16 protein-coding genes and 1 tRNA gene are annotated in these 23,909 nt (G+C 67.3%); 13 read left to right on the forward strand and 4 right to left on the reverse strand.

Features of this window, described 5'->3' with window-relative positions; translation table 11 throughout:
- Nucleotides 1-55 precede the first annotated feature (55 nt).
- Complete coding sequence (locus VIK36_RS06745) at nt 56-1,555, forward strand: NAD-dependent succinate-semialdehyde dehydrogenase (RefSeq protein ID WP_224025469.1); 1,500 nt, start codon at nt 56-58, stop codon at nt 1,553-1,555.
- A gap of 61 nt (nt 1,556-1,616) precedes the next feature.
- On the opposite strand, the gene VIK36_RS06750 is transcribed toward VIK36_RS06745, so the two are convergent.
- Genes VIK36_RS06750 through VIK36_RS06760 form a run of 3 tightly spaced genes read right to left on the reverse strand, consistent with a single transcriptional unit; the run spans nt 1,617 to nt 6,667 of the window.
- Nucleotides 1,617-4,094: a DUF3488 and transglutaminase-like domain-containing protein gene (locus tag VIK36_RS06750; RefSeq protein WP_324644581.1), complete on the reverse strand. Its 2,478-nt coding sequence runs from the start codon at nt 4,092-4,094 to the stop codon at nt 1,617-1,619.
- Nucleotides 4,091-5,557: a DUF58 domain-containing protein gene (locus tag VIK36_RS06755; RefSeq protein WP_324644582.1), complete on the reverse strand. Its 1,467-nt coding sequence runs from the start codon at nt 5,555-5,557 to the stop codon at nt 4,091-4,093. Before VIK36_RS06755 ends, VIK36_RS06750 begins: the two co-directional genes overlap by 4 nt.
- 9 nt (nt 5,558-5,566) lie before the next feature.
- Entirely contained in the window at nt 5,567-6,667 is a 1,101-nt protein-coding gene (locus VIK36_RS06760) for an AAA family ATPase (protein WP_255174891.1), read from the reverse strand.
- A 162-nt stretch (nt 6,668-6,829) separates the two neighbouring features.
- Between VIK36_RS06760 and VIK36_RS06765 the strand changes: the two genes are divergently transcribed.
- The 5 genes from VIK36_RS06765 (at nt 6,830) to VIK36_RS06785 (ending at nt 13,015) form a co-directional block, all read left to right on the forward strand.
- The gene (locus VIK36_RS06765; RefSeq protein WP_324644583.1) at nt 6,830-7,735 is read left to right on the forward strand and encodes a TatD family hydrolase; all 906 of its coding nucleotides are present in this window, start codon (nt 6,830-6,832) and stop codon (nt 7,733-7,735) included.
- Nucleotides 7,736-8,014: 279 nt separating this feature from the next.
- Nucleotides 8,015-9,190, forward strand: a complete 1,176-nt coding sequence (locus VIK36_RS06770) for a transglycosylase family protein (RefSeq protein ID WP_324644584.1) — start codon at nt 8,015-8,017, stop codon at nt 9,188-9,190.
- A gap of 112 nt (nt 9,191-9,302) precedes the next feature.
- Nucleotides 9,303-10,175 (forward strand): 16S rRNA (adenine(1518)-N(6)/adenine(1519)-N(6))-dimethyltransferase RsmA, encoded by an 873-nt coding sequence (gene rsmA, locus VIK36_RS06775; protein ID WP_159632499.1) that lies wholly within the window; start codon nt 9,303-9,305, stop codon nt 10,173-10,175.
- Nucleotides 10,172-11,149, forward strand: coding sequence for a 4-(cytidine 5'-diphospho)-2-C-methyl-D-erythritol kinase (locus tag VIK36_RS06780; RefSeq protein WP_324644585.1), 978 nt, complete (start codon nt 10,172-10,174; stop codon nt 11,147-11,149). Before rsmA ends, VIK36_RS06780 begins: the two co-directional genes overlap by 4 nt.
- Nucleotides 11,150-11,182: 33 nt before the next feature.
- The gene (locus tag VIK36_RS06785; protein ID WP_324644586.1) at nt 11,183-13,015 is read left to right on the forward strand and encodes an ABC-F family ATP-binding cassette domain-containing protein; all 1,833 of its coding nucleotides are present in this window, start codon (nt 11,183-11,185) and stop codon (nt 13,013-13,015) included.
- Between the two features lie 55 nt (nt 13,016-13,070).
- On the opposite strand, the gene VIK36_RS06790 is transcribed toward VIK36_RS06785, so the two are convergent.
- The gene (locus tag VIK36_RS06790; protein WP_159632496.1) at nt 13,071-13,697 is read right to left on the reverse strand and encodes a TetR/AcrR family transcriptional regulator; all 627 of its coding nucleotides are present in this window, start codon (nt 13,695-13,697) and stop codon (nt 13,071-13,073) included.
- Nucleotides 13,698-13,831: 134 nt separating this feature from the next.
- Here VIK36_RS06790 and VIK36_RS06795 point away from each other — a divergent pair.
- The 7 genes from VIK36_RS06795 to VIK36_RS06825 all read left to right on the forward strand — a co-directional run bounded on the left by VIK36_RS06795 (nt 13,832) and on the right by VIK36_RS06825 (nt 23,608).
- Nucleotides 13,832-13,903, forward strand: a tRNA-Gln gene (locus VIK36_RS06795).
- Between the two features lie 103 nt (nt 13,904-14,006).
- Entirely contained in the window at nt 14,007-15,485 is a 1,479-nt protein-coding gene (glmU, locus tag VIK36_RS06800) for a bifunctional UDP-N-acetylglucosamine diphosphorylase/glucosamine-1-phosphate N-acetyltransferase GlmU (protein WP_324644587.1), read from the forward strand.
- A 2-nt stretch (nt 15,486-15,487) separates the two neighbouring features.
- A complete protein-coding gene (locus VIK36_RS06805) occupies nt 15,488-16,468 on the forward strand; it encodes a ribose-phosphate diphosphokinase (protein ID WP_159632494.1) in 981 nt (326 codons plus the stop codon).
- Nucleotides 16,469-16,772: 304 nt separating this feature from the next.
- The gene (locus tag VIK36_RS06810; protein WP_324644588.1) at nt 16,773-17,396 is read left to right on the forward strand and encodes a 50S ribosomal protein L25/general stress protein Ctc; all 624 of its coding nucleotides are present in this window, start codon (nt 16,773-16,775) and stop codon (nt 17,394-17,396) included.
- Between the two features lie 120 nt (nt 17,397-17,516).
- Nucleotides 17,517-18,122 (forward strand): aminoacyl-tRNA hydrolase, encoded by a 606-nt coding sequence (gene pth, locus VIK36_RS06815; protein WP_324644589.1) that lies wholly within the window; start codon nt 17,517-17,519, stop codon nt 18,120-18,122.
- Between the two features lie 208 nt (nt 18,123-18,330).
- Entirely contained in the window at nt 18,331-20,967 is a 2,637-nt protein-coding gene (locus VIK36_RS06820; protein ID WP_324644590.1) for a helix-turn-helix transcriptional regulator, read from the forward strand.
- A gap of 70 nt (nt 20,968-21,037) precedes the next feature.
- The gene (locus tag VIK36_RS06825) at nt 21,038-23,608 is read left to right on the forward strand and encodes a helix-turn-helix transcriptional regulator (RefSeq protein ID WP_324644591.1); all 2,571 of its coding nucleotides are present in this window, start codon (nt 21,038-21,040) and stop codon (nt 23,606-23,608) included.
- Nucleotides 23,609-23,909: the final 301 nt, after the last annotated feature.

Raw genomic sequence — 23,909 nt, forward strand, 5'->3', positions numbered from 1 at the left:
GGTCACTCCGGCCGCGGCGACGGGCTGCCACAACCCTACCGACGAGGGAGTCATCGTGACTGTCACTGCACAGCCGGCCGTTACCGCCGAGCGCGAAACCCGGCTTTTGGCCTCCGTTCCCACTGGGCTGCTCATCAACGGTGAGTGGCGCGACGCCGCGTCCGGCAAGACGTTCGACGTCGAGGATCCCGCCACCGGGAAGGTGCTGCTGAGCATTGCCGACGCCGGTCCCGAAGATGGTGCGGCGGCCCTGGACGCTGCCGCGGCGGCCCAGGAGTCCTGGGCGAAGGTACCGCCCCGCGAACGCGGGGAAATCCTCCGCCGGGCCTTCGACCTGGTGACGGAACGGGCCGAAGACTTCGCCCTCCTGATGACCCTGGAAATGGGCAAGCCACTGGCCGAAGCCCGCGGCGAAGTGACGTACGGGGCCGAGTTCCTGCGCTGGTTCTCGGAGGAAGCAGTACGTGCCTTTGGGCGCTACTCGGTGTCGCCGGACGGCAAATCCCGCCTCCTGGTGGCCAAGAAGCCCGTAGGCCCCTGCCTGCTGATCACCCCGTGGAACTTCCCGCTGGCCATGGCCACCCGCAAGATCGCGCCCGCCGTCGCTGCCGGCTGCACCATGGTGCTGAAGTCCGCAAACCTCACGCCGCTGACGTCCCAGCTGTTCGCCGCCGTCATGCAGGAGGCCGGCCTGCCCGCCGGTGTCCTCAACGTCATCCCCACCTCCACGGCTGGGGCCACCACGGGACCGCTGATCAAGGATTCCCGCCTCCGCAAGCTGTCCTTCACCGGCTCCACCGAGGTTGGCCGCCGCCTGTTGGCCGATGCCTCCGAAAACGTTCTGCGCACCTCCATGGAGCTGGGCGGCAATGCCCCGTTCCTGGTCTTCGAGGACGCCGACCTGGATGCTGCCGTCACCGGCGCCATGGCCGCAAAGCTCCGCAACATGGGCGAGGCCTGCACCGCTGCCAACCGGTTCATCGTCCATGAGTCGGTGGCGGCCGAATTCGCCGAGAAGTTCGCCGCGAAGATGAAGGAAATGACTACCGCCCGGGGCACCGAACCCGAATCCAAGGTGGGCCCGCTGATCGACGGCAAGAGCCGGGACAAGGTGCACGAGCTGGTCTCCGACGCCCTCGCCTCCGGTGCCAAGGCAGTCCTGGGCGGCGCTCCCGTGGAGGGCCCGGGCTACTTCTACCAGCCCACCATCCTCTCCGGCGTTTCCGAGGGGACCCGGATCCTGTCCGAGGAAATCTTCGGCCCGGTGGCCCCGATTATCACCTTCAGCAGCGAGGACGAGGCCGTCCGGCTGGCCAACAACACGGAATACGGGCTGGTGGCGTACGTCTTCACCAAGGACATCAACCGCGGTATCCGGATGGGCGAGCGGCTGGAAACCGGCATGCTCGGCCTGAACGCCGGGGTCATCTCCAACGCTGCAGCACCTTTCGGTGGCGTGAAGCAGTCGGGCCTGGGCCGCGAAGGCGGCCTGGAAGGCATCGAGGAGTACCTCTACACGCAGTACATCGGCATCGCCGACCCCTACGCCGGCTAGGCCCGGCAGTCCGCAAAACCACACGTGCCGGCCGGGACTTTCCCGGCCGGCACCTGTGTGTTCAGCCCCCGCCTGCCTTGCTGCCGCCGTCGTCCGGCGCTGATTTGAAGCGTGTCCGGGCGTGCGGCACCCGGCGGATGGCACGGCCGGCTGCGCTGAACGGCATCCTGAGCAGGCGGCCCAGCCGCAGGGTGACCGACGGCGGGAGCCACGAAGCAGCCCAACGCCTTGGCAGCGGGGCATTGGCGCGGAGTGACGCCTCCACGGCGGAAATCCCGGCTGCAAGGTCCTGGACTGCTGAGTCGGCGGAACTACCGGCGCCCGGACGTCCATACCTGTGGTGCTCAAAGGCTGAGGTGAGGGAGGCCACCGCTTCGTGGGCGTCCTGGTCCATACCGCCGGGCTCGCCCAGCAGTGTGCTGCGGAACCGGGCCGCGTAGGCCCGCGGTGTCTCGCTGTTTCCGGCGGGCAGCCCGTAGTCCGTGCCGAGGTCCCGGAGCTCGCTCCACGCCAGCGGGACGGCCAGGTCCGGGCGCTTCGTGTGTAGCCGCCGGGACCGGGCGGCGGCGCGGACCAGGTGCGGGGCGGCGGCCAGCAGTACCAGGCCCACCGCTCCGGCCGTTCCAAGGAGCCAGGGCATCAGGGGCACGCCATCGCCGGAGTTGCTTCCGCCTGCGCCCGGGAGGGCCTGTGCCGTTGCGCTGGGGGAAGGTGCGGGTACCGGGACGGTGTCGGGAATGAGTCCGTCGTTGTTGCCCAGCGATTCCGCCACTGATGGTGCTGAGGTCTCTGTGGCGTAGTCAGGGACCACCCCCCGCGAAGGGGTCGGTTCGAAGGGCACCCAGCCCAGGCCCTGGAAATACAGTTCCGGCCAGGCGTGGGCGTCGCGGGCATCGGCCTCGTACTCCGGGAGGGGCCCCTGGCCGGCCACCGTTATGGTGGCCCCAGTCAGCCTGCTGGGGGCGTAACCCACAGCGATCCTGCTCGGAATGCCTTCCAGCCTGGCCATCACTGCCATCGCTGAGGCGTAATGGATGCAGTAGCCGCTCTTCTGCTGCAGGAAGTCTGCCAGGACGGAGAGCCCGTTGCCGTCGTAGCCGCCCTGCACCGGTGACTGCAGCGAGTAGGTGAACTCGGACGAGCGCAGGTACTTCTGGATGGCCATGGCTTTCTGGTACGGCGTCCCGGCGGCTCCGGCCACAGTCTGTGCAGTGGTTTTGACGATGTCCGGCACATTGCCCGGAATCCTGGTGAAGACGTCGGGGATGCCGCGTGCCGGAGCCGAGGAGTGGGCCAGCAGGGCTGCGGAGAGCTTGGGCACGGCAGAAATCACCAGGTATTCCTGCCGCCGGGTGGTGGTGTCCGTGCCCTTGATGCTCAGCGTGGCCGGGTCCCAGGTCCACTGGCCGCCCAGGCCCCGGACGGTTTCAGGGGCATAGGGGACCGGCAGGTAGGGGCTGGTGAAGGAACCGGCGTCGACGGCGGTTACCAGGCGCACCTGTTCGTCGGTGAGGACTTGATAGCCGGGGTCGATCCGGCCGTCAAGAGGGACCCGGGATGCGTTGCGGTCGTCGGGGCCCCAGGAATCGCCGTCGAAATTGTCCACGGTCACCGAGCGCAGGTAGAGGGGCGTGGGTGAATTGGTGGCGTACGTGATCCTGCCGCTTCCGTCAGGGGTGCGCAGGCTGTTGCCCAGGGTGATCATCGGGTTGAGGCCGGTGGAGGCGCCCCACGGATTCAGCCTGGACCCCTGGGGGAAGGTGCCGCGGTCGAAGCCTGGAATGGCCAGTGGCAGCACCAGGGTGGCGGCCAGGGCCACGGCCCCGGTCAGCGCGGCGCGGCGCATCAGTCCGGGACTGCGTGCCGATCCGCCCTGCAGCCTGCCGTCCGGGGCAAACCACTGGCTGAAGGCAAGGATCAGCAGGTATCCCGCCGCGGTGGCAAGGAAACTCCCGACGCCCACGCTTTGGGGTTTGATCATGGCCGGGACCACCAGCAGGGCCAGCAGGCCGGTGCCGGAAGCTGCCGGCATCCCCAGGGGCACCGCCAGGGCATCGACCAGAATGACCGCCAGGCCGAGCACGGCACAGACCACCATGACAATTCCGGCGTTGGGCGCCACAGGCGCTGTCTCTGCGAGCACCGTTTCGCTGGCGCGCTGGATCAGCCGGTCCAGCTCAGGCAGTGTGGCACCGGTGGGGACCACCCAAAGGAAGCTGGAGCTGCGGAAGAAAGTCATGGTCAGGACGCCGCCCAGCACCACGAACCCTCCGGCGGTGACCAGCAGCGGCTGGGCGCGGATGGAACGGAGCACGGCAAGCGTGAAGGCCACCGCCAGCACGGTGGTCATGGCGGGCCAGTACCAGTTCCAACCGCGAAGGACACCGTTCAGGGACAGGGCCGCCCCGCAGACCGCCAAAGAGATTGCCGCCGCCATGGCCCAGGGGTAGGCACCCGCACCCATGCGCCCCGCAGGAATCCGCCGATTGTCCCGGGCCTGGTGTCCGTAGCCGGTCGTCCGGGCCGGTGCGATCGTCATTTCGCCACCCCCGCTCCCCGGCGGACCTCCGATGCGGGCGCCACGGGCAGGGCGGGGTCCTGGGCGAACTGGCCCCAGGCAGCAGCAAGCCGGGTCTTCGGCGCCGCGGCTACGGCCCGCCAGCCGCCCTGCCGCAGCACGTCGAGGACATCCTGGAACTCCGCGGGCCGTTCCACCGCAAGGAGTGCGAACGCATCGGTCCCGTACGCTGCAGCCGGTGCCAGGGCTGCTGCTTCCTCCTTGGTAATCCGGCCCAACACTGCGATCAGTGGCCCCCGCATGCGGTGCGCGGACAGCTTGTCCATCAAGCGGTCATCAAATGCCGGCGGCCCCTGGTCGCTGCCCGCATGCGTCCGCGCCCCGGCAGCAGCCCGCCGCTCTGTGTTCCTGCCGGGCAGGTCCGGGTGCGCTCCGTCCCGCCGCGGGTGGAGCGTGCCGGAGAGATGGATGGCAGCCAGGCTCTCGGCGATCGACTGCAGGCCGGATGCGCCGCTGTACTCTTCCGCCGCAGGCTCCGGAGAGGAGGGCGAGTGCAGGAATGCCGGGTCGCCCCCGGAATCCAGCAGCCGAAGGCTGTAATTGCGCTCAGCCAGGTGGGCACTGACGGACATGGCGGCAACAACGGACCACTCGAAGGTGTCGCTGGTGGCGGGCGCATGCCCATCGTGGCCGGGAAGCCCCGGCATGGATGTGCCAAGGCCGCCGGCAAACGCGCCGGAACGGTGGTCAAGGATGAGGGTCGCTTCCGGCGTGGTGACCGATTCCTCCTGCCGGACCATCAGGGCCCCGTGCCTGGCCGTGGCCGCCCAATGGACCCTCCGCATGGGGTCCCCGTGGCGGTACTCGCGGGTCATGACATCGTCGTCGCTGGGGTTCGCGCGCACGCGGGTGGCGGTGACGCCGTCGTTGCCCCGCGCTCCGCCCAGCCCGGTGGCAGGCAGTGCGACGGCGGCCGGCGTCACGGTGAGGACGTCGCCGTCGTCAATGGGCCGCCGGTGCAGCGAGAGGCCGAAGGGGTCCGTGAACTCTGCCGTTACCGGCCCAATCCTGAACTGCCCGCGATACCTGGAGGTGAGGTGGTATTCGTAACGGCTCGTGCCGCCGGTGGCGGAACGGGACGGGAACCGGAACGCAGGTGCCTGGCCAAACTGTGCCGGCAGCCGCTCCTCCATGACCACCCGCCCGCTGCCGGGGCCGGTCCTGGCCACCGCAAGATTCACAATGGCCGGTGCCGACGTTTCCACCGGGGAAGGGTTGAATTCCCGGTAGACCCGGAAGCGGGGTTTCACCAGGCGGACGCCGGCGAGGGAGACGAGCGGGAGCACCAGCAGCAGCAGTGCCAGCGTTAAAAGGTCACGGCGCCCCATGACCTGGGCTGCCGCCAACGTGAAGGCGCCGGCCGCCAGCATGCCCCATCCGCGCCTGGTGAACAGGTGCTTCGGGAGCGTATGCAGGAAGGCCATGGTTTGCCCCTACCGGTTCCTGCCGCCGGCGGCCGCCGCGGCCCGGTTGGGCTGCCCCGGGGCCGCCTGGGGCACGGGCAGCCGGGACAGGATGCCGCGCAGGACGCTGTGCGGGGTCTCGCCTGCGCCGGCAGCCTTCCGGTCAAGGATGATCCGGTGCGCCAGGACGGCTTCGGCCACATCACCGACGTCGTCCGGAAGCACAAAATCGCGGCCGTCCAAGGCAGCGGTGGCCTTGGCGGCGCGCAGCAGCTGCAGCATGGACCGGGGGCTCGCGCCCAGCCGCAGCAGCGGGCTTTCCCTCGTGGCCCGCCCTATCGAGACCGTGTATTCCTTCACTGGATCCGAGACGTAGACCTGCTGGACGGAGGCGATCATGGCGGCGACATCGGAAACGGTGACCACGGGGGAGACGGTGGCCAGCGGCGAGACCGCCTGGTGCGTCTCAAGCATCTCGATCTCTGCGTCTTTATCCGGGTAGCCCATGGAAATCCGGGCCATGAAGCGGTCCCGCTGCGCCTCCGGCAGCGGATATGTCCCTTCCATTTCGATGGGGTTCTGGGTGGCTACCACCATGAACGGCTCATCGAGTTTGTAGGACGTGCCGTCCACCGTGACCTGGTGCTCCTCCATGCATTCCAGGAGGGCCGACTGGGTCTTGGCGGACGCGCGGTTGATTTCGTCACCGATGACGATGTTGGCGAACACTGCGCCGGGCCGGAATTCGAAGAGCCTGGAAGCCTGGTTGTAGATGGACACCCCGGTCACGTCGGAGGGGAGGAGATCGGGGGTGAACTGGATGCGGTTGACGGTGCAGTCAATGGTCCGCGCCAGGGTTTTTGCCAGCAGGGTCTTTCCGACGCCGGGCACGTCCTCCACCAACAGGTGGCCCTGGGCGAGGAGGACGGTGAGCGCCAGCTTGGCGGCATCGGACTTGCCGTCGATGACGGTATTGACAGTGGTCAGGATGCGTTGTGCTGCTGCGTGGAAGGCACCGGAATCCATGGCTGCCTGCCGGTGGCCGTTCAGGTGGCTGACGGAATCGGCGACGCCGGCCAGGTTGAGGTTCGGTGCGCCTGCGTTGTTGGCAGTGCGTCGGTGGGGTTCCATCGGCAACCTTTCAGCCCGGCTTTCACCTGGACGTGACAGCAAGCCTGCCTTCGCCCCTCGGTGGGCGTGCGCGTGTCTTCGTTCCAGACTACTAACACAACTGCCGTGCCCGACAGAGAGTTCCGGCAAATATGGGGAGCCTTCGGCCGTTAGGCTGGTTGGATGTGCAATTCGTCGATTCCCGCCGCCTACCGCGTGCGCGCCGCAGACGCGGAACCGGAGGCCGACGCCGGGCGCCGGAAGGATTTCCCGCCTGCGCCGGAGCCCCTGCCGGTACCGGTCATGGACAACCACACCCACCTGGACTTCCCGGAAGGAAAGGGACCAGTGGGGATCAAGGCTGCACTGGATGCGGCAGAGGCCGTGGGTGTGCAGGGTGCCGTGCAGGTGGGCTGCGACCTGGAGTCCTCGCGGTTCACGGTGGAGGCGGTGGACCAGGACGAACGGCTCCTGGGAGCCGTGGCACTGCATCCCAACGATGCTCCGCACTACGCCTCCCGGGGCGGACTGGAAGCGGCGCTTGCCGAGATCGAACAGCTGGCCGCGCATCCCCGCATCCGGGCCATCGGCGAAACCGGGCTGGACTTCTACCGCACGGAAGGTGAGGGGCTGCGGCACCAGGAGTACTCCTTCAGGCGCCACATCGACATCGCCAAGCGCCTCGGCCTCACCCTGCAGATCCATGACCGGGACGCGCACAGCGACGTGGTCCGTGTGCTCCGGGAGGAAGGTGCACCGGAAAGGGTGGTGTTCCACTGCTTCTCCGGTGACGAGGACCTGGCACGGACGTGTAACGAACAGGGCTGGTGGATGTCTTTTGCCGGCACCCTGACCTTCAGGAATGCCGCCAACCTCCGTGCCGCGCTCGCGGTCGCGGACCGGGAGCTCATCATGGTGGAAACGGATGCTCCCTTCCTGACGCCGCACCCGCACAGGGGGCGTCCGAACGCGAGCTATATGGTCCCTTACACCGTGCGCGCCATGGCAGAATTGACAGGCTCCGACCTCGCCGCCCTGTGCACCTCCATCAGCGAAAATACGGTGCGGGCATACGGATCCTGGGCCTGATTCCACTCTTCTGTGGCACTCTCATTTGCATACCTGGTATGCAAAAATGTTGGCTGCTTTATAACGCTACGGTTACAGTGGAAAACTATTAGCCGGGGTCGGGGAAGGCCAACGGGTAATTTCACTCCATGTGCAGCCGGGCCGGCCTGTCCAATATCCGGCCTGCCGCTGCGCGGAGTGTGGCGGCGCACTGGTGCCCGGACTCTCCTTTTCGAGGTTGCTCCGGGCATTTTATTGCGCATTCCCCGTGCCCGGATGGACCGAGAGTTACGGGCAATCGTGATCAAGTTCTTCACATCGGACGGCAAGTTCAGCTTTATAAAGGTTGGCGCCCAGCTGCTGGTGCTTTGCGGCCTGGTCGCAGGCCTCGTAGCCTTCGTGGGCAATAACAAAACAATTACGCTCAACGTGGACGGCAAAGCGTCGTCTGTGCAGTCCTTTGGTGGAACAGTGGCACAGGTGGTCAAGAGCGCCAACCTGGACCTGAAGCCCAGCGACCGCGTTTCCCCCGCCCTTGACGCCTCCGTCCAGAACGGCACCGTCATCAACATCAACCAGGCCAAAGAAGTCAAGGTCAGCCTTGACGGTGCCGAGAAAACGGTCAACACCACGGCGCAGGACGTCGAGGACCTGGTGACTGAACTCGGCGTGGCCAGTGCCTCGACCGTTTCGGCGCCCAAGGATGCCACCCTTTCGCTCGCCGGTTCCTACGTCTCCATCTCCACGCCCAAGACCGTCAGCATCGTGGCCGACGGCAAGGTGAACACCGCCACCACCACCGCCCCCACGGTCGGCAAGGTCCTTGAAGACTCCGGCGTGACCCTCGGCGCCAATGACCGCACCTCCCAGCCGGCCAACGCCAACGTGGTGAACAACATGGTCATCAAGGTTTCCCGGGTTGACACCGGACAGACCGCCGTCACCAGCGAGGACGTTCCCTTCGAAACCGTCACCGCCGAAAGCGCGGACATGCTCAAGGGTGAGAAGGAAGTGACACAGGCCGGGGCCGCCGGAAAGATCGAGCGCACCTTCAAGCTGGTGCTCGTTGACGGCCGGGAGGCTTCCCGCACCCTGGTTTCGGAGAACGTAGCGGTCCAGCCCGTCACCGAGAAGGTCACCGTGGGCACCAAGGCCAAGCCTGCACCCCAGGCCGCCGCGGCCCCCGCTGCCCCCGCAGGCGCCAACACCGGCGCAGCAGCACCGGCCATGATGAATGAAGCCATGTGGGACAAGATTGCCCAGTGTGAGTCCACCGGAAACTGGAGCATCAACAGCGGCAACGGCTACTACGGCGGCCTCCAGTTCGACATCCAGACCTGGATTGGCGCCGGCGGCGGCGCCTACGCGCCCAACGCCAGCCTGGCCACCAAGGCGCAGCAGATCGACATCGCCAACCGCGTCTACGCACAGCGTGGCCTGTCACCGTGGGGCTGCGGCTGGGCCGCCAGCCGCTGATCAGCCAGCATCAACGCGCAGGAAACAGCTGTGGCCGGCCCCGGGTACTCCGGGGCCGGCCACAGCCGTTAACCGGGGAGGGCCAAAGTGCCGCGCGGGATAGGATACCTAGGTGACTGAACCGATCCCCGCCGTTCCCGCACCGTTGTTCGGTGCCTCCGACATACGCCGGATGGCAGAGGAAATTGGGGTCAGGCCCACCAAGACCCTGGGCCAAAACTTTGTCATTGACGGCAATACCATCCGCCGGATTGTGGCCGCAGCAGGCGTGGGGCCGGATGAAACAGTGCTCGAGGTCGGTCCGGGGCTGGGCTCCCTGACGCTGGGGCTGCTCGACGCGGCAGCGGCGGTCGTCGCCGTCGAAATCGACCCTGTCCTTGCCGCAAAGCTCCCCGAAACCGTGAAGGAATGGCGCCCGGCCGCCGCCAACGCGTTCCACCTGGTGCACGCCGATGCCATGAAGGTCACCGAACTGCCGGTGCAACCCACGGCGCTCGTAGCCAACCTGCCCTACAACGTGGCAGTTCCCGTGGTGCTGCACCTCCTGCAGCATTTCCCCAGCCTGCAGCACGGCCTGGTGATGGTGCAGGACGAGGTGGCAGACCGTTTGGCAGCCGGACCCGGGTCCAAGACCTACGGTGTTCCGTCCGTCAAGGCCGCCTGGTACAGCCAGATGCGCAAGGCCGGCGTGATCGGCATGAACGTCTTTTGGCCGGCCCCCAAAATCCATTCCGGGCTTGTGGCCTTCACCCGGCGCGAACCCCCCGCCACCACCGCCACCCGCGAACAAGTGTTTGCCGTAGTGGACGCGGCGTTTGCGCAGCGGCGCAAGACGCTCCGGGCTGCCCTGGCAGGCTGGGCCGGGGGAGCACCGGAAGCTGAGCGCTGCCTGCTGGCAGCCGGCGTCGACCCCACCGCACGCGGCGAGGTCATCGACATCGCCGCATTCGCCAGGATCGCCGAAGCCAGGGAAAACCGCCCGTGAACGCGGGACTTGAGAGGGCAGGCGGGGGGCGTTTCGCGGCCAGGACGGTGCGCGTCAAGGCACCCGGAAAAGTCAACGTGTCCCTGGCCGTTGGGCCGCTGCGGCCTGACGGCTACCACTCGGTGGCCAGCGTCTACCTCGCGGTGTCCCTCTATGAGGAAGTGGCAGCCACCAGCACCGCCGCCCCGGGAATCACCATCAGCCTCAGCCCCGAAAGCACCCTGGACCTCGACGCCGTCGACATCCCCCTGGACAGCAGCAACCTGGCCTACAAGGCGGCCGCCATCATGGCCGACGTCTCCGAACACGCCACCGGCGTGCACCTGGAGATCACCAAGCGGGTCCCGGTGGCCGGCGGCATGGGCGGCGGATCCGCCGACGCCGCTGCCACGCTCCTGGCCTGCGACGCCCTCTGGAACAGCGGGCTGTCCCGTGAGGAACTGGCACACCTTGCAGCGGAACTGGGTGCCGACGTCCCCTTCTCGCTCCTAGGTGGAACCGCCGTCGGGCTTGGCCTGGGCGACGAACTCTCTCCGGCCCTGGCCAAGGCGCAGACCCACTGGGTCCTGGTGGTGGCCGACTACGGCCTCTCCACTCCCGAGGTGTACCGGACCCTGGACCGGCTGCGCGACGCCGAGGGAATCGACGCGGGGGAACCCACCGGTGTTGACCCGAAGATCCTGGCGGCGCTGCGGGGTGGCGACGCGGAATCCCTGAGCCGTGTGCTGGTCAACGACCTGCAAAGGGCGTCCATTGAACTCTCGCCTGCGCTGCGCGATACGCTGGGAATCGGCGAGTCCCACGGCGCCATGGCAGGCATGGTCTCCGGATCCGGCCCCACCGTGGCTTTGCTGGCCGAGGATTCCGTGGCAGCTGCTGCCCTCGCAGAGGACCTGCAGCGCTACGGCCTGACAGCACTCGCGGTCCACGGCCCGGTCCCGGGCGCGCGCATCATCTCCGACACCCTCCTTTAATACTTCCAGTCCGGCAGCAGAAAGCAGTTCCCTTTGGCACACCTTCTTGGCGGCGAAAACCTCACGGTTTCCTACGCAACCCGCACCGTCCTGGACGGCGTCACCCTGGGACTGGAGGAGGGGGACCGGATCGGCATGGTGGGCCGCAACGGTGACGGCAAGTCCACGCTGATGCGCCTGCTGGCCCTGCGCTCCACCCCGGACTCCGGCCGTGTCACCAAGCGTGGCGACGTCAACGTGGGGTACCTGGACCAAAGCGACGTGCTCGACGGCGACCTGACGGTGGGTGCCGCGATCGTGGGTGACCAGGCGGACTACGAATGGGCCCGCAACCCCCGCATCCGGGAGATCATGGGCGGCCTGGTGTCCGACGTCGACTGGCACGCCAATGTCCACGCCCTCTCCGGCGGCCAGAAGCGGCGGGTGGCCCTGGCGAAGCTGCTCATCGAGGACCACGACGTCATCATGCTGGACGAACCCACCAACCATCTCGACGTCGAGGGCGTTGCCTGGCTGGCCCGGCACCTGAAGACGCGCTGGCGGCCAAACCAGGGCGCCTTCCTGGTGGTGACCCACGACCGCTGGTTCCTCGACGAAGTCTGCACCAAGACCTGGGAGGTCCACGACGGGATCGTGGACCCCTTCGAAGGTGGCTACGCAGCCTACGTCCTGGCCCGTGCGGAACGGGACCGGATGGCATCAGTGGTGGAGGGTAAGCGCCAGCAACTGGTCAAGAAAGAACTCGCCTGGCTGCGCCGGGGTGCCCCTGCCCGGACCGCCAAGCCGAAGTTCCGGATCGAGGCAGCCAACGCGCTCATCGCCGACGTACCGGCTCCGCGTGACTCCATGGCGCTGAGTAAGATGGCCACCGCCCGCCAGGGCAAGGACGTCCTTGACCTTGAGAATGTGTCCCTGAACTTCCAAGGCGGCGACGACGGCAGGAAGCTCTTCGACAACATCACCCTGCGCCTGGCCCCGGGGGAGCGCCTGGGCCTGGTGGGCGTCAACGGCGCCGGCAAGACCACCCTCCTCAAGCTGCTCAACGGCGAGATCACACCCGACGCCGGCCGGCTGAAGCGGGGAAAGACCGTGGTCACCGCGGTCCTCACCCAGGAAGTCAAGGAGCTCGACGACGTCGCTGACCTGCGCGTGATCGAGGTCATTGAGCGGGAAAAGCGTTCCTTCAACGTGGGCGGCAAGGAATTCACGGCTGGCCAGCTGGTGGAGCAGCTCGGGTTCACCAACCAGAAGCAGTGGACGCCGGTGAAGGACCTCTCCGGCGGTGAGCGGCGCCGCCTGCAGCTCCTCCGGCTGCTGGTGGGCGAACCCAACGTGTTGATGCTCGATGAGCCCACCAACGACCTCGACACCGATACCCTTGCCGCCGTCGAGGACGTCCTGGACGGCTGGCCGGGCACCCTGGTGGTGGTCAGCCACGACCGCTACCTGCTCGAACGGGTGACCGACCACCAGATGGCATTGCTCGGCGACGGCAAGCTGCGTGGCCTGCCCGGGGGCGTGGACCAGTACCTTGAGCTGCGCGAGTCAGCCTTGGCCGGCTCAACCGTGACCGGCGGCGGAAACCCGGTGACCAGCGCCGGGCAGGCGCAGGCTGCCGGGGGGACCGGCGCAGGCCCTTCCGAGGCCGAGAAGCGCGAGGCGCGCAAGACCCTCAACAGGATCGAGCGGCAGCTCAAGAAGCTGGATCAAGAGGAGAAGAAGCTTCACGACGACATGGTGAAGACCACCGAGGCCGGCAACTTTGACAAGCTCGCCGACCAAAACAAGCAGCTCAAGGAGCTCACGGACGAAAAGGACGCTCTCGAAATGGAGTGGCTGGAGTCCTCAGAACTCCTCGGCGACTGAACTCACCCTAGGTGCCGGAGCCAGCCCTTCGCCGCGGACGGAATCACGGCGAGGCTTACGGCTCGGACTGCAGCTCAGGGTCCTTCTTGAGGCCGGTCAGGCCGTTCCAGGCGAGGTTGACCAGGTGCGCGGCAACGGTCTGCTTGTCGGGCTGGCGGCTGTCCTGCCACCATTGCCCCGTCATCGCCACCATGCCCACGAGCATCTGGGCGTACATGGCGCCGTCTTCGCCGCTGAGGCCCCGGCGGGAGAATTCGTCGGAGAGGATGTGTTCGACGCGGGCGGTGACGTGGGACAGCAGGGTGGAGAAGGCGCCCTCGGGCTGTGAGGGCGGCGCGTCGCGCATCAGGATGCGGAAGCCCTCTGTGCGTTCCTCGATGTAGGTAAGCAGGGCCAGGGCGGCGCGTTCCACGAGGACGCGGGGCTTGGCTTCCTCGGTGAGGGCGGCGTTGACCGCGTCCAGCAGGATGTGGAATTCGCAGTCCACCACTTCCGTGTACAGGCCTTCCTTGGAACCGAAGTGTTCATAGATGACCGGTTTGGACACTCCCGCGCAGGCTGCAATCTCCTCGATGGTGGTCCCGTCCAGCCCGCGGACGGCGAAAAGGCCGCGGCCGACGTCGATCAGCTGGCTCCGGCGCTGCAGGCCAGTCATCCGCATCCGCGGAAGGTTGTTGCTCACCTTCCCATCATGCCCCACCACCGGCGGCGCTATTCAGCGGGGCGGGCGGGAGCGGAACGCCCCGTGTCGCGCGGGGCCCTGAACCCGTGGCAAAATAGGGACTTGTGCCCCGGGCCTTGAGTCCTCCGGCACGGTCCGCTCTGGTGTAACGGCAGCACCCCGGCCTTTGGAGCCGTGGAGTATAGGTTCGAATCCTATGGGCGGAACTGCTGCGCGGGGCGCGATCATGAGGATGGCACCCGGTGCCCGGCGGCCTGGGCCGCCGGACGCCGCCAAGCGCCAGCACAACCAAGCAAGGAGAGCCCGTACGTGATCCCCGAGAATGCCGGCCCGGCCGCTGTAATCGTTCTGGCAGCAGGCGCCGGTACCCGGATGAAGTCGCGTACCCCCAAGATCCTGCATGAAATCGGCGGCCTCTCCATGGTGGGCCACGCCCTCCGGGCGGCCCGCAGCATAGCCCCCCAAAGGCTTGCGATTGTGGTGCGCCACGAACGCGACCTGGTGGCCGGCCACGTATCGGCCCTCGACCCCCACGCCGTCATTGTGGACCAGGACGACGTGCCCGGCACCGGCCGTGCCGTGGAAGCCGCCCTGCATGCCCTGCACGCGGATGAGGACCTGGCTGGAACCGTGGTGGTCACCTACGGTGACGTGCCCCTGCTGTCCGGCGACCTGCTGAAGGAACTCGTTGCCACCCACGAACGCGAAGGCAACGCCGTGACGGTCCTCACGGCGGTCCTGGATGATGCCGCCGGCTATGGCCGTATCCTGCGCGGCGAGGACGGTTCCGTCACCGGCATCCGCGAACACAAGGACGCCTCCGAGGCCGAAAAACTGATCCGGGAAGTGAACTCCGGGATCTACGCCTTCGACGCCGCCGTGCTCCGCGAGGCGCTGGCCAAGGTGACCACCGACAATGCCCAGGGCGAGAAATACCTCACCGACGTGCTGGGACTCGCACGCGAGGCAGGCGGCCGCGTTGCCGCCGTCGTCACTGCTGACCGCTGGCAGGTGGAAGGCGCCAACGACCGCGTCCAGCTCGCAGCACTCGGCGCCGAGCTGAACCGCCGGACGGTGGAAGCCTGGATGCGTGCCGGCGTCACTGTCGTGGACCCCTCCACCACCTGGATCGATTCCTCCGTCACGCTGGACGAGGACGTCCGGCTCCTGCCGAACACCCAGCTGCACGGCACCACCACGGTGGCCAGGGACGCCGTCGTGGGCCCCGACACTACCCTGACCGACGTCGAAGTCGGCGAGGGCGCCACGGTGGTCCGCACCCATGGCTCCGGCTCGGTGATCGGCCCGCGCGCCGCCGTCGGCCCCTTCACCTACCTTCGCCCCGGCACCGTCCTGGGCGAAAAGGGAAAGATCGGCGCCTTTTACGAAACCAAGAACGTCACCATCGGCCGTGGCTCCAAGCTGTCCCACCTGGGGTATGCCGGGGACGCCGAAATCGGCGAGGACACCAACATCGGCTGTGGCAACATCACGGCGAATTACGACGGCGAGAAGAAGCACCGCACGGTGATCGGCTCGGGCGTCCGGACAGGCTCCAACACGGTCTTTGTTGCCCCGGTCACCGTGGGGGACGGCGCCTACAGCGGCGCCGGCGCGGTGATCCGCAAAGACGTACCGGCCGGTGCCCTTGCGTTGAGCATCGCTGCACAGCGCAACACCGAAGGCTGGGTTCCGGCGCACCGCCCCGGAACCCGCTCCGCCGAACTGGCCCAGGCGGCCACCAATGACTCCTCAAGTACCCCGGCATCTACAGAAGAGGGCAAGTAACAATGAGCGAAATTACGGCGCACGGCGAGAAGAAGCTGGTGCTTGCCTCCGGGCGGGCCCATCCGGAGCTGGCCCGGGAAATCGCCAAGGAGCTCGGCACCGAACTCCTCCCGCTGGATGCCTACGACTTCGCGAACGGCGAGATCTACGTCCGTGCCGGTGAAAGTGTCCGCGGCACTGACGCCTTCGTGATCCAGGCGCACCCCGCACCGCTGAACAACCACCTCATGGAACAGCTGATCATGATCGATTCGCTGAAGCGGGCTTCCGCCAAGCGGATCACCGTGGTGTCGCCGTTCTACCCGTATGCCCGCCAGGACAAGAAGGGCCGCGGCCGCGAGCCCATCTCCGCCCGGCTGGTGGCGGATCTCTACAAGACCGCCGGCGCAGACCGCATCATGAGCGTGGACCTGCACACCTCCCAGATCCAGGGCTTCTTCGACGGCCCGGTTGACCACCTGATGGCCATTCCGCTGCTGGCCGACTACATCCGGACCCGGGTGGGCTCGGACAACATCACCGTCGTATCGCCGGACACCGGCCGCGTCCGCGTCGCCGAACAGTGGGCCGAACGCCTGGGCGGCGCACCCCTTGCCTTCGTCCACAAGAGCCGCGACCTCACTGTCCCCAACCAGGCGGTCTCCAAGACCGTGGTGGGCCAGATCGAGGGGCGCACCTGCGTCCTGATCGACGACATGATCGACACCGGCGGAACCATCTCTGGCGCCGTCACCGTCCTGAAGAACGCCGGCGCCAAGGATGTCATCATCGCGGCCACCCACGCCGTCTTCTCCGACCCCGCCGCCCGCCGCCTCTCGGAGTCCGGCGCGCGCGAAGTGGTGGTCACCAACACGCTCCCGCTGGGTTCGTCACAGCGCTTCCCGCAGTTGACGGTCCTTTCGATCGCACCACTGATCGCCAGGGCCATCCGCGAGGTGTTCGACGACGGTTCGGTCACCAGCCTCTTCGACGGCAAGGCCTAAGACAGTACTAAAACGAAACCCCGCCGGCAGGAGCCGGCGGGGTCTGGGCCCACGCCGGCAGGGTTCCCTGGGCGAGCTCGCGAGCTCAGGGGGCAGGTGGGGATTTAAGGAAATGGTCCCCGCACTGGTAGGCTTTTAGGCGATACCTTGGCGAGGGAGGGCATAGCCTCCGTTATCGACTGGGTCTGCGTCCCTCCTGCGAGGGACTGCCTTCTTGAAGGGCCGCCTTCCGGCCGCCCGGCGTTGAAGGTCACACCAGACCTCCGCCCTTGCTGAACCCCGTTTAGTCTTCAAGGAGATTTACATGTCTGAGCAGAAGCTCGCAGCAGAACTGCGCACCGAATTCGGCAAGGGCTACGCCCGCCGCGCCCGGATGGCCAACCTGATCCCCGCCGTCATCTACGGCCACGGCGCAGACCCCATCCACGTGACCCTGCCGGCAAAGGCCACCACCCTGGCGGTCCGCACCCCCAACGCACTGCTGTCCCTGGACATCAACGGCGAAGGCCACCTGGCCCTGGTCAAGGACGTCCAGCGTGATCCCGTAAAGCAGATCATCGAGCACATCGACCTCCTGACCGTCCGCCAGGGCGAAAAGGTCACGGTTGACGTTCCGGTCCACGTTGAAGGCGAAACCGCCCCCGGCACCGTCCACAACCTTGAACTGACGGTCGTCTCCCTCGAGGCCGAGGCAACCCACCTGCCCACCGCCATCGAGGTCAGCATCGAAGGCCGCGCCGCCGGCGAGCACATCCACGCTTCCGACCTGGTCCTGCCCAAGGGCACCGTCCTCCTGACCGACGCCGAGGCACTCGTGGTGAACATCTCCGAGGCCGTCGAAATCGTCGAGGAAGGCGAAGAAACCGAAGCTGCCGCTGAAGGCGCAGCAGAGGAAGCTCCCGCAGCTGAAGAAGAAGCAGCCGAGTAACCACTCCGCCGTTTCCCGCCGTGGCCGGACCTCCAGGGGTCCGGCCACTGCCATGTCCGCAGGCCGGCGTCCTTCCGGGCGCTGCCATCCTGTCCACACCGTCGCCCTAGGATTGATCCCATGACAGACACCTGGCTGATCGTCGGCCTCGGCAACCCCGGCGCGCAGTACCAAGGCAACAGGCACAACGTGGGCCAGATGGTACTCGATGAAATCGCGGACCGCATCGGGGCCGGCTTCAAGACCCATAAGGCCCGGGCCCAGGTCCTTGAAGGCCGGCTGGGCATTGGTGGGCCCCGGGTGGTCCTGGCGAAGCCGATGAGCTACATGAACGTTTCCGGTGGCCCGGTCTCCGCCCTTGCCAACTTCTATGGCATTGCCCCGGACCATGTGGTCGCGGTGCATGACGAGATCGATATCCCGTTCAACACGGTCAAACTCAAGCTCGGGGGCGGGGAAGGCGGCCACAACGGGTTGCGGGACATCTCCAAGGCGCTCGGCACCAAGGACTACTTGCGGGTCCGTGTCGGGGTGGGCCGTCCGCCCGGCAGGATGGACACCGCCGACTACGTACTGCGCGACTTTGGCACCGCGGAGCTCAAGGAACTGCCCTTCCTGCTGGACGACGCAGCCGATGCCGTAGAGTCCCTGCTCCGTGAGGGGCTCACCGCCGCCCAGCAGAAATTCCACCCTGCCAAAGCGGCCTCACAACAGACAGAAACGTAAAAGTTCCCTCCGGCCCTGTTTCCGTGTCTGTGCCACAGGGTACTCTTCTTCCTATGCGGGGGAGCAATGGGGCTACATCCCGCTATTGCAGGATGTAGGGGAAAAGTTCATGTCGATCGAGCCACTCAGCTGGGGACGTGGGTCAACGCCGCAAGGTGACGGGCTGCCCACGCCGACTTCCGGGGCCCCGGAGGGCCAGCAATGGTCCATGCCTGCACGAAGCGCCAATCTCGACGCTGTCCGCACCGCCCTGACCAGCGAAAACTCTCTGGGTGTTGTGATCACCGGCGGCAGGGGAGTAGGTAAGTCCTCCTTGGCCCGCGCAGCAGTGGCGGACCTCGGTCCTGACGTTTGGTCTTTGCAGCTCCGGAGCGGCCCTTCAGGCTCCACCACTCCGTACGGCTGCCTGTCGTTCCTGCTGGCCCGGCTGCCGCAGGCCTACATGGGGTCGCCCACCGCCATCCTGCGCGGCATCACCTCGCTTATCCGCAGCGACGCCGCCGGGCGGCCCTGCGTCATTACGCTGGACACTTCCACCAGCATCGACGACATGAGCGCCGGCGTGCTGCTCAACGTCCTGCTGACCGGTACGGCGAAAATTGTTGCCGTTGCCCCCAACTCCAGTGACTTGCCGGCGGATTTCCACTGGCTGCTCACAGACCGGAAGCTGACCGAAGTACGGCTCAGCAACCTCAACGAGCTGCAAACCAGGCAGGTCCTGCTGTCTCTGCTGGGCCACCGCGTCGCTTCCTCCCTGGTCAGCACCTACCACCAGATGGTGGGTGGAAATCCCTTGCTCCTCAAAGCCCTGGTCACCGAACAGCAGCTCTCCGGAAACCTTGTCCTGTCTGACTCCGTTTGGACGCTGCGGGACAAGGTGGTCCTCGACGGCGCTGCCAGCCTCGATGACATCGTCCGCTCCCGGTGGTCGCGGGAAACACCGGAAACCCGGGAAGTCATCGAGATGCTCTCCTGTGCCCGGCGGGTGGAGCTCTCCAGCCTTACCGCCATTTACGGCGCGGACGTGGTCGCGGACATGGAAGACGGCGGACTGCTGGAGATCGATGACTCCGAGCACCGCTGGGTGTCGCTGCGGGAGAAATACATCGGGGACGTCGTCAGGACCTGGCTGAGCATTTCCCGCCGGCGGGAGCTTCGCAACGTGTTGCTGGGCGGCCGGGAGCCGGATCCGGCAGCCATGACGGTGGAAGAACTGATGTCCTTTGCCGCCTGGACCCACGAGTGCGAGGCCGAGCTGGCGCCGGCGCTCGCGTTGGCGGCGGCCCAGGCTGCCGTCCAGCTCTTCGATCCCCGTTTTGCTTTGACCTATGCGGAGATGGTGCAGAGGACCGACGCCGGATGGGCGTCCGCGCAGCGGCAAAAGGCCGCGGCGTATCTGCAGTTGGACCTGCCGGTCCAGGCCCTCTCCGCCCTGGAGGATATTTCCCAGCCAGAACTTGAGGCCCTGGACTTTGAGGAATATGCCCAGGTGGTTGCCGCCAAAGCGCGGGTCATGCGCTCCCTTCCGGAGCAGGCGGCCAAGATCCCGGAACTGCTGGCCTCCGCCCGGGAACGGCTGGGCCGGACGGCCCAGGGGTTGTCCTGGCCTGAACCGGCCGCGGTGGCAGTGAACCGTATCTCCCTGAGCGAATTCGAATACCGGGCCCATACCGGTGAGCACGCTGCCATGATCCCCGCGCTCGAACGCGCGGCCGATCCTGCCGTCAACCCTGACACGGAGTTCCGGCTCCAGTCCGCGATCACCCTGATGAGCGCTCTCGCGCTGACCGGTCGCGAGATGGACGCCCTAGGCCTCATGCGCCAGCTCGGCGGCCAGCTCACCGACGCCTCGCACATCGTCGGCCTCCGTGAGCGCTACACCAGGGAGGCTTACTTCGTCCTGCTGGTGGCGGGCCAGTGGCGGCGCTGCATCGATCTCCTCACCCCCTTCAGCACAGGCCAGCCCCACCGGCTGCCGTACCGCAGCGCCGCCACCGAACTCGCGGCCGGGGTGGCCTTTGCTTTTTCCGGCCGCGGCGAGGCCGCCCTGGAGCCCTTGATCTCCGCTGCAGCCCAGCTGGAGCTGCAACCGGTCCAGGCGGCGCTGCGGACCGCGTACGCGGCCACGGCCCTGGCTTATGCGCAGACCGGCAATGCGGCGTTCGCCCGCAAGTACCTCACCAAACTGCAACGCACTTCCGGCAAGGCAGGATTCGCCACGGAAAGCATCATCGAATTCTGTGCGCTGGTCGCCGGGCGCTGGCTGGGAGACTCGGAAGCGGTGGCCGGGCTCAAGCAGGGGGCCCGCCGTAACCTGGAGGCGGGCAGGCACACTATCGCCGGCATCTACCTGCTGGCAGCAACCGTGAACGGCAGCGACACCGACTTCCGTCTTCTGGAGGACATCGCCGGTCACCGGCAGGGCCCGCTGGCGGAAGTGTCACGGCTGATCGCCGTCGGAAGCAGGACAAAGGACGCCAAGGCCCTGCTCGCCGGCGGCGAACTCGCCGCCACGCTCGAACTCGATGCCGTGGAAGCGCGGTGCATGGCACTTGCGGTGGATTTCGCCCGCCAGGAGGGGGACGCCCTCTCTGCGCGAACGGCGCAGGCACGGTTGGACATCCTGGCCGCCACAGTGTCCAACCTGCCCATCGTGCCCAGCAGTGGGAGCCCGCTGCTGACCAGCCGGGAACGGCAAATTGCCCGAATGGCCGGCCGCGGCGCGTCAAACCGCGACATCGCCATGGAAATGGGTGTGTCAGTCCGCACCGTTGAAGGCCACCTGTACCAGGTCTTCACTAAGCTGGGCGTGACTTCAAGGGGTGATCTGACTGGACTCGTCTAATGGCCACAAGCCGCCGGCTGCGCACCGGCTCCTGACCGGCCGCCGGGAGCCGGTGGACCGGATCTGCAACATGGTGCGGAACGGCACCCACCAGGCCGTCTTCATCATGGCCGGCGCGGGCATTGGAAAGTCGGCAGTGACTGACGCCGTGACGGAGCGCCTCGCCGGGAGCATGAGCATCCTGCGCATCCACGCCAGCTCGGCCTTGGCAGGGGTGCCGTTCGGGGTCCTCACTCCCTATACGGGGGAGCTCACGGCGGAGGAGTCCGTGTCACCCGTGGCGGTGCTCCGTTCCATGTGGTCATACTTCGAGAAGCTGAAGGGCGGCAACGGAGCTCCCGTCCTGCTTGCCGTGGACGATGCCCACCACCTGGATGACGCATCGGCAGGCGTGCTGGCCGAGGTGATCTCGGCCGGCTGGGCCACCGTGGTGGCGGCCGCCCGTCCCCGGCCCGGCCTGCCGCAGCCGCTGGACCAGCTCTGGTACGACGGTCTTGCCGAGCGCGTGGACCTCCGTCCCCTCAACCGCGAACAGATAGAAGAGGTCCTGGCCCACGCCCTTGACGGCACAGTCCCCGGAGCGACTGTGGACGCCATTTGGAACGCGTCGGGAGGCAATCCCCGGATACTTGATGCCCTGCTCCATGACTCTGCTGAATCCGGTGTCCTCGCCAAACGCAATGGAATCTGGATGCTGCTGGGCTCCCTGCCCGCGGACGGGCCACGCCTCGCAGCGGTGGTGGCCAAGGACCACCTCCGGCGCGGGCCCGAGGAACAGGAAGCCCTGAAGCTCATCGCCCTGGCAGGGCCGGTGGGCCGGAAAGTCATCGAAGACATCAGCGGGGCTGCGGTGGTCCGTTCACTGCTGGACCAGCAAATGATTGTTGAAACGCCCGGCATCCCGGCCGAGCTTGCCATCTGGAACGGGCTCTTTGCCGGCGCCATCAGGAGTACCGTTTCCGTTTCCCGCAGCCTCCAGCTGCTGGAGAAGGTCAAGGCCCACCAGGACACCACCCTGCTGCAGGGGGAGGGCCGGCTGCGGTCCGTGGAATGGGCCCTGGAGTGCGGACTCCGGGTCAGTGACGACGAGCTGTTGGCGGCAGCCAAAGAGGCCCTGCTGAGATTCCGCAACCACAGTGCGCGTACCATCGCCGCCCGCATCCACCATCCTCCGCTGGTTCCACTGGCCCAGGCCATCCAGGCGCGGGCGCTGTACAACGAAGGCTCCTATTCGGAGGCCGCGGCCCTCCTGGACGCCTGCTGGCTCCCGCTGGCGGAGGACACTGAGGGTCCGGCGGTCCTGCTGCTCCGGGTTTCGGCACACCAGGCTCTCGGCCACCCCCTTGGCGTGGTGGCGGAGGACGTCGAAAAGCACGCAGCACCTTCCGGCGGCGAAAAGAGCTGGCAGGAAGAACTCCTGCACCTGCTGCAGCTGGCTGCCGAGGTCAACATCCAGGCGCTGAACGACCACGTGGATGTGATGCGGAAGCGCCGCGCGGGCACCGGCGGCGAACCCCTCCGTGCCATGGCCGAGGGGCTGCTGGCCCATGCCCTGGCTTCGGCTGGACGCCCCGTCCAAGGCCTGGAGGCTGCCCTGCTGGCAGCCTCGGAGCTTCCCCCGCTGGAGGGCAGCCTTTTTTTCTTCCCGGAGTTCGTGCTGGGACGGCTGGTCTCCGACTACCTGGCCATGGGTGAATGGGAGTCGGCTGAGCGGGAACTCAACCACTACGCCGCCGGAAATGCGCCCGGGGCCGCCACCTTCAACGGAAGCCTTGAGCTGCTCCAGGGCTACTCATTGCTGCGGCAGGGGAGGATGGAGCGCGCCTACCAGGTGCTGCTGCCCGCCGTCGAGGCGCTGAGGCTCAACGACCCGCTGCAGCTGTACCGGTTCGGCACCGCACTGGGCTTCTACGCCGCTGCCAGGCTGGGGGACTCGGAACAGGCAAAGCGCCTGGAACAGGATCACAAAGATGCCGGCGCCGGCTGGCCCGCGCATGATCTCCTTGCCGAAGCCTACGTGTCCGCGGCTGCTGAATACCTTGTCCGGGACGGCAAGGGCCTGGCCGCTTTGCAGACGCTGATGACCACCACGGAGGCGTCCGCCCGGACCGGAAACCTCCTTGAAGTCTTCGCGATGTGCTGGGACCTCGGTGACCCCTCGGTTGTCCCCATGGTGCAGACGGCCGCCCCCGGGGTGGAAGGCCGCTGGGCGGAAGCTCTGCTGACCCTGGCCGCCGCCTGGGAAAACGCCGACGGCGATACCCTCATGGCAACGGCTGCCTCGCTGGAGGAGGCAGGCTTTGTCAACCTGGCCCGGGAAGCGTATGCCCGGGCCAGCACGGTGCTGGAACAGGCCGGCGAACGCCGCCGGTCCCGGCAGGCTGTTGCCCAGCGTGAGAAGTGCGACCACGAACTCGGGGAACGGTTCCGGGAAGGCCGCTTCATTGCAGCTGCGCCGGCCGTCCGCCTCACCCGGCGGGAACAGGACATCGTGGAGCTGGCAGTGCAGGGGCTGACGGACCGGGAGATTGCGCAGCGGCTGATGGTCTCCGTACGGACGGTGGAGGGCCACCTGTACCGTACCTACGTCAAGCTCGGGGTCCGAAGCCGCGATGAGCTGGAGTCCGCCCTCCCCAAGTAGGTCCCCGGCCGGGCCGCGCCCCCGCTGTTTTCCGCACATTTGTCCGTTCCCAGGGCCTGCGGGCCCTCGTGCAGGTACCCGGTGCCCACGGGACGCCGGTACCCGGTGCCCACGGGACGCCGGTACCCGGTGCCCACGGGACGCCGGTACCCGCTGCCCGCGGGACGCCGGCCGCGTAGGAGCACCGCGCCCCGGTAGTTCTCCCCCGGGGATTCGAGTACTTCCTACTCGTGTACGGGAGGCCGCCACGGGCTTTACTTAAGGAGGCAAAGCAAAGCGGCCGGCTGGAAGCCGCGGAGCA

Origin of the sequence: Pseudarthrobacter sp. LT1, assembly GCF_035621795.1 — a bacterium.
GTDB lineage: Bacteria > Actinomycetota > Actinomycetes > Actinomycetales > Micrococcaceae > Arthrobacter.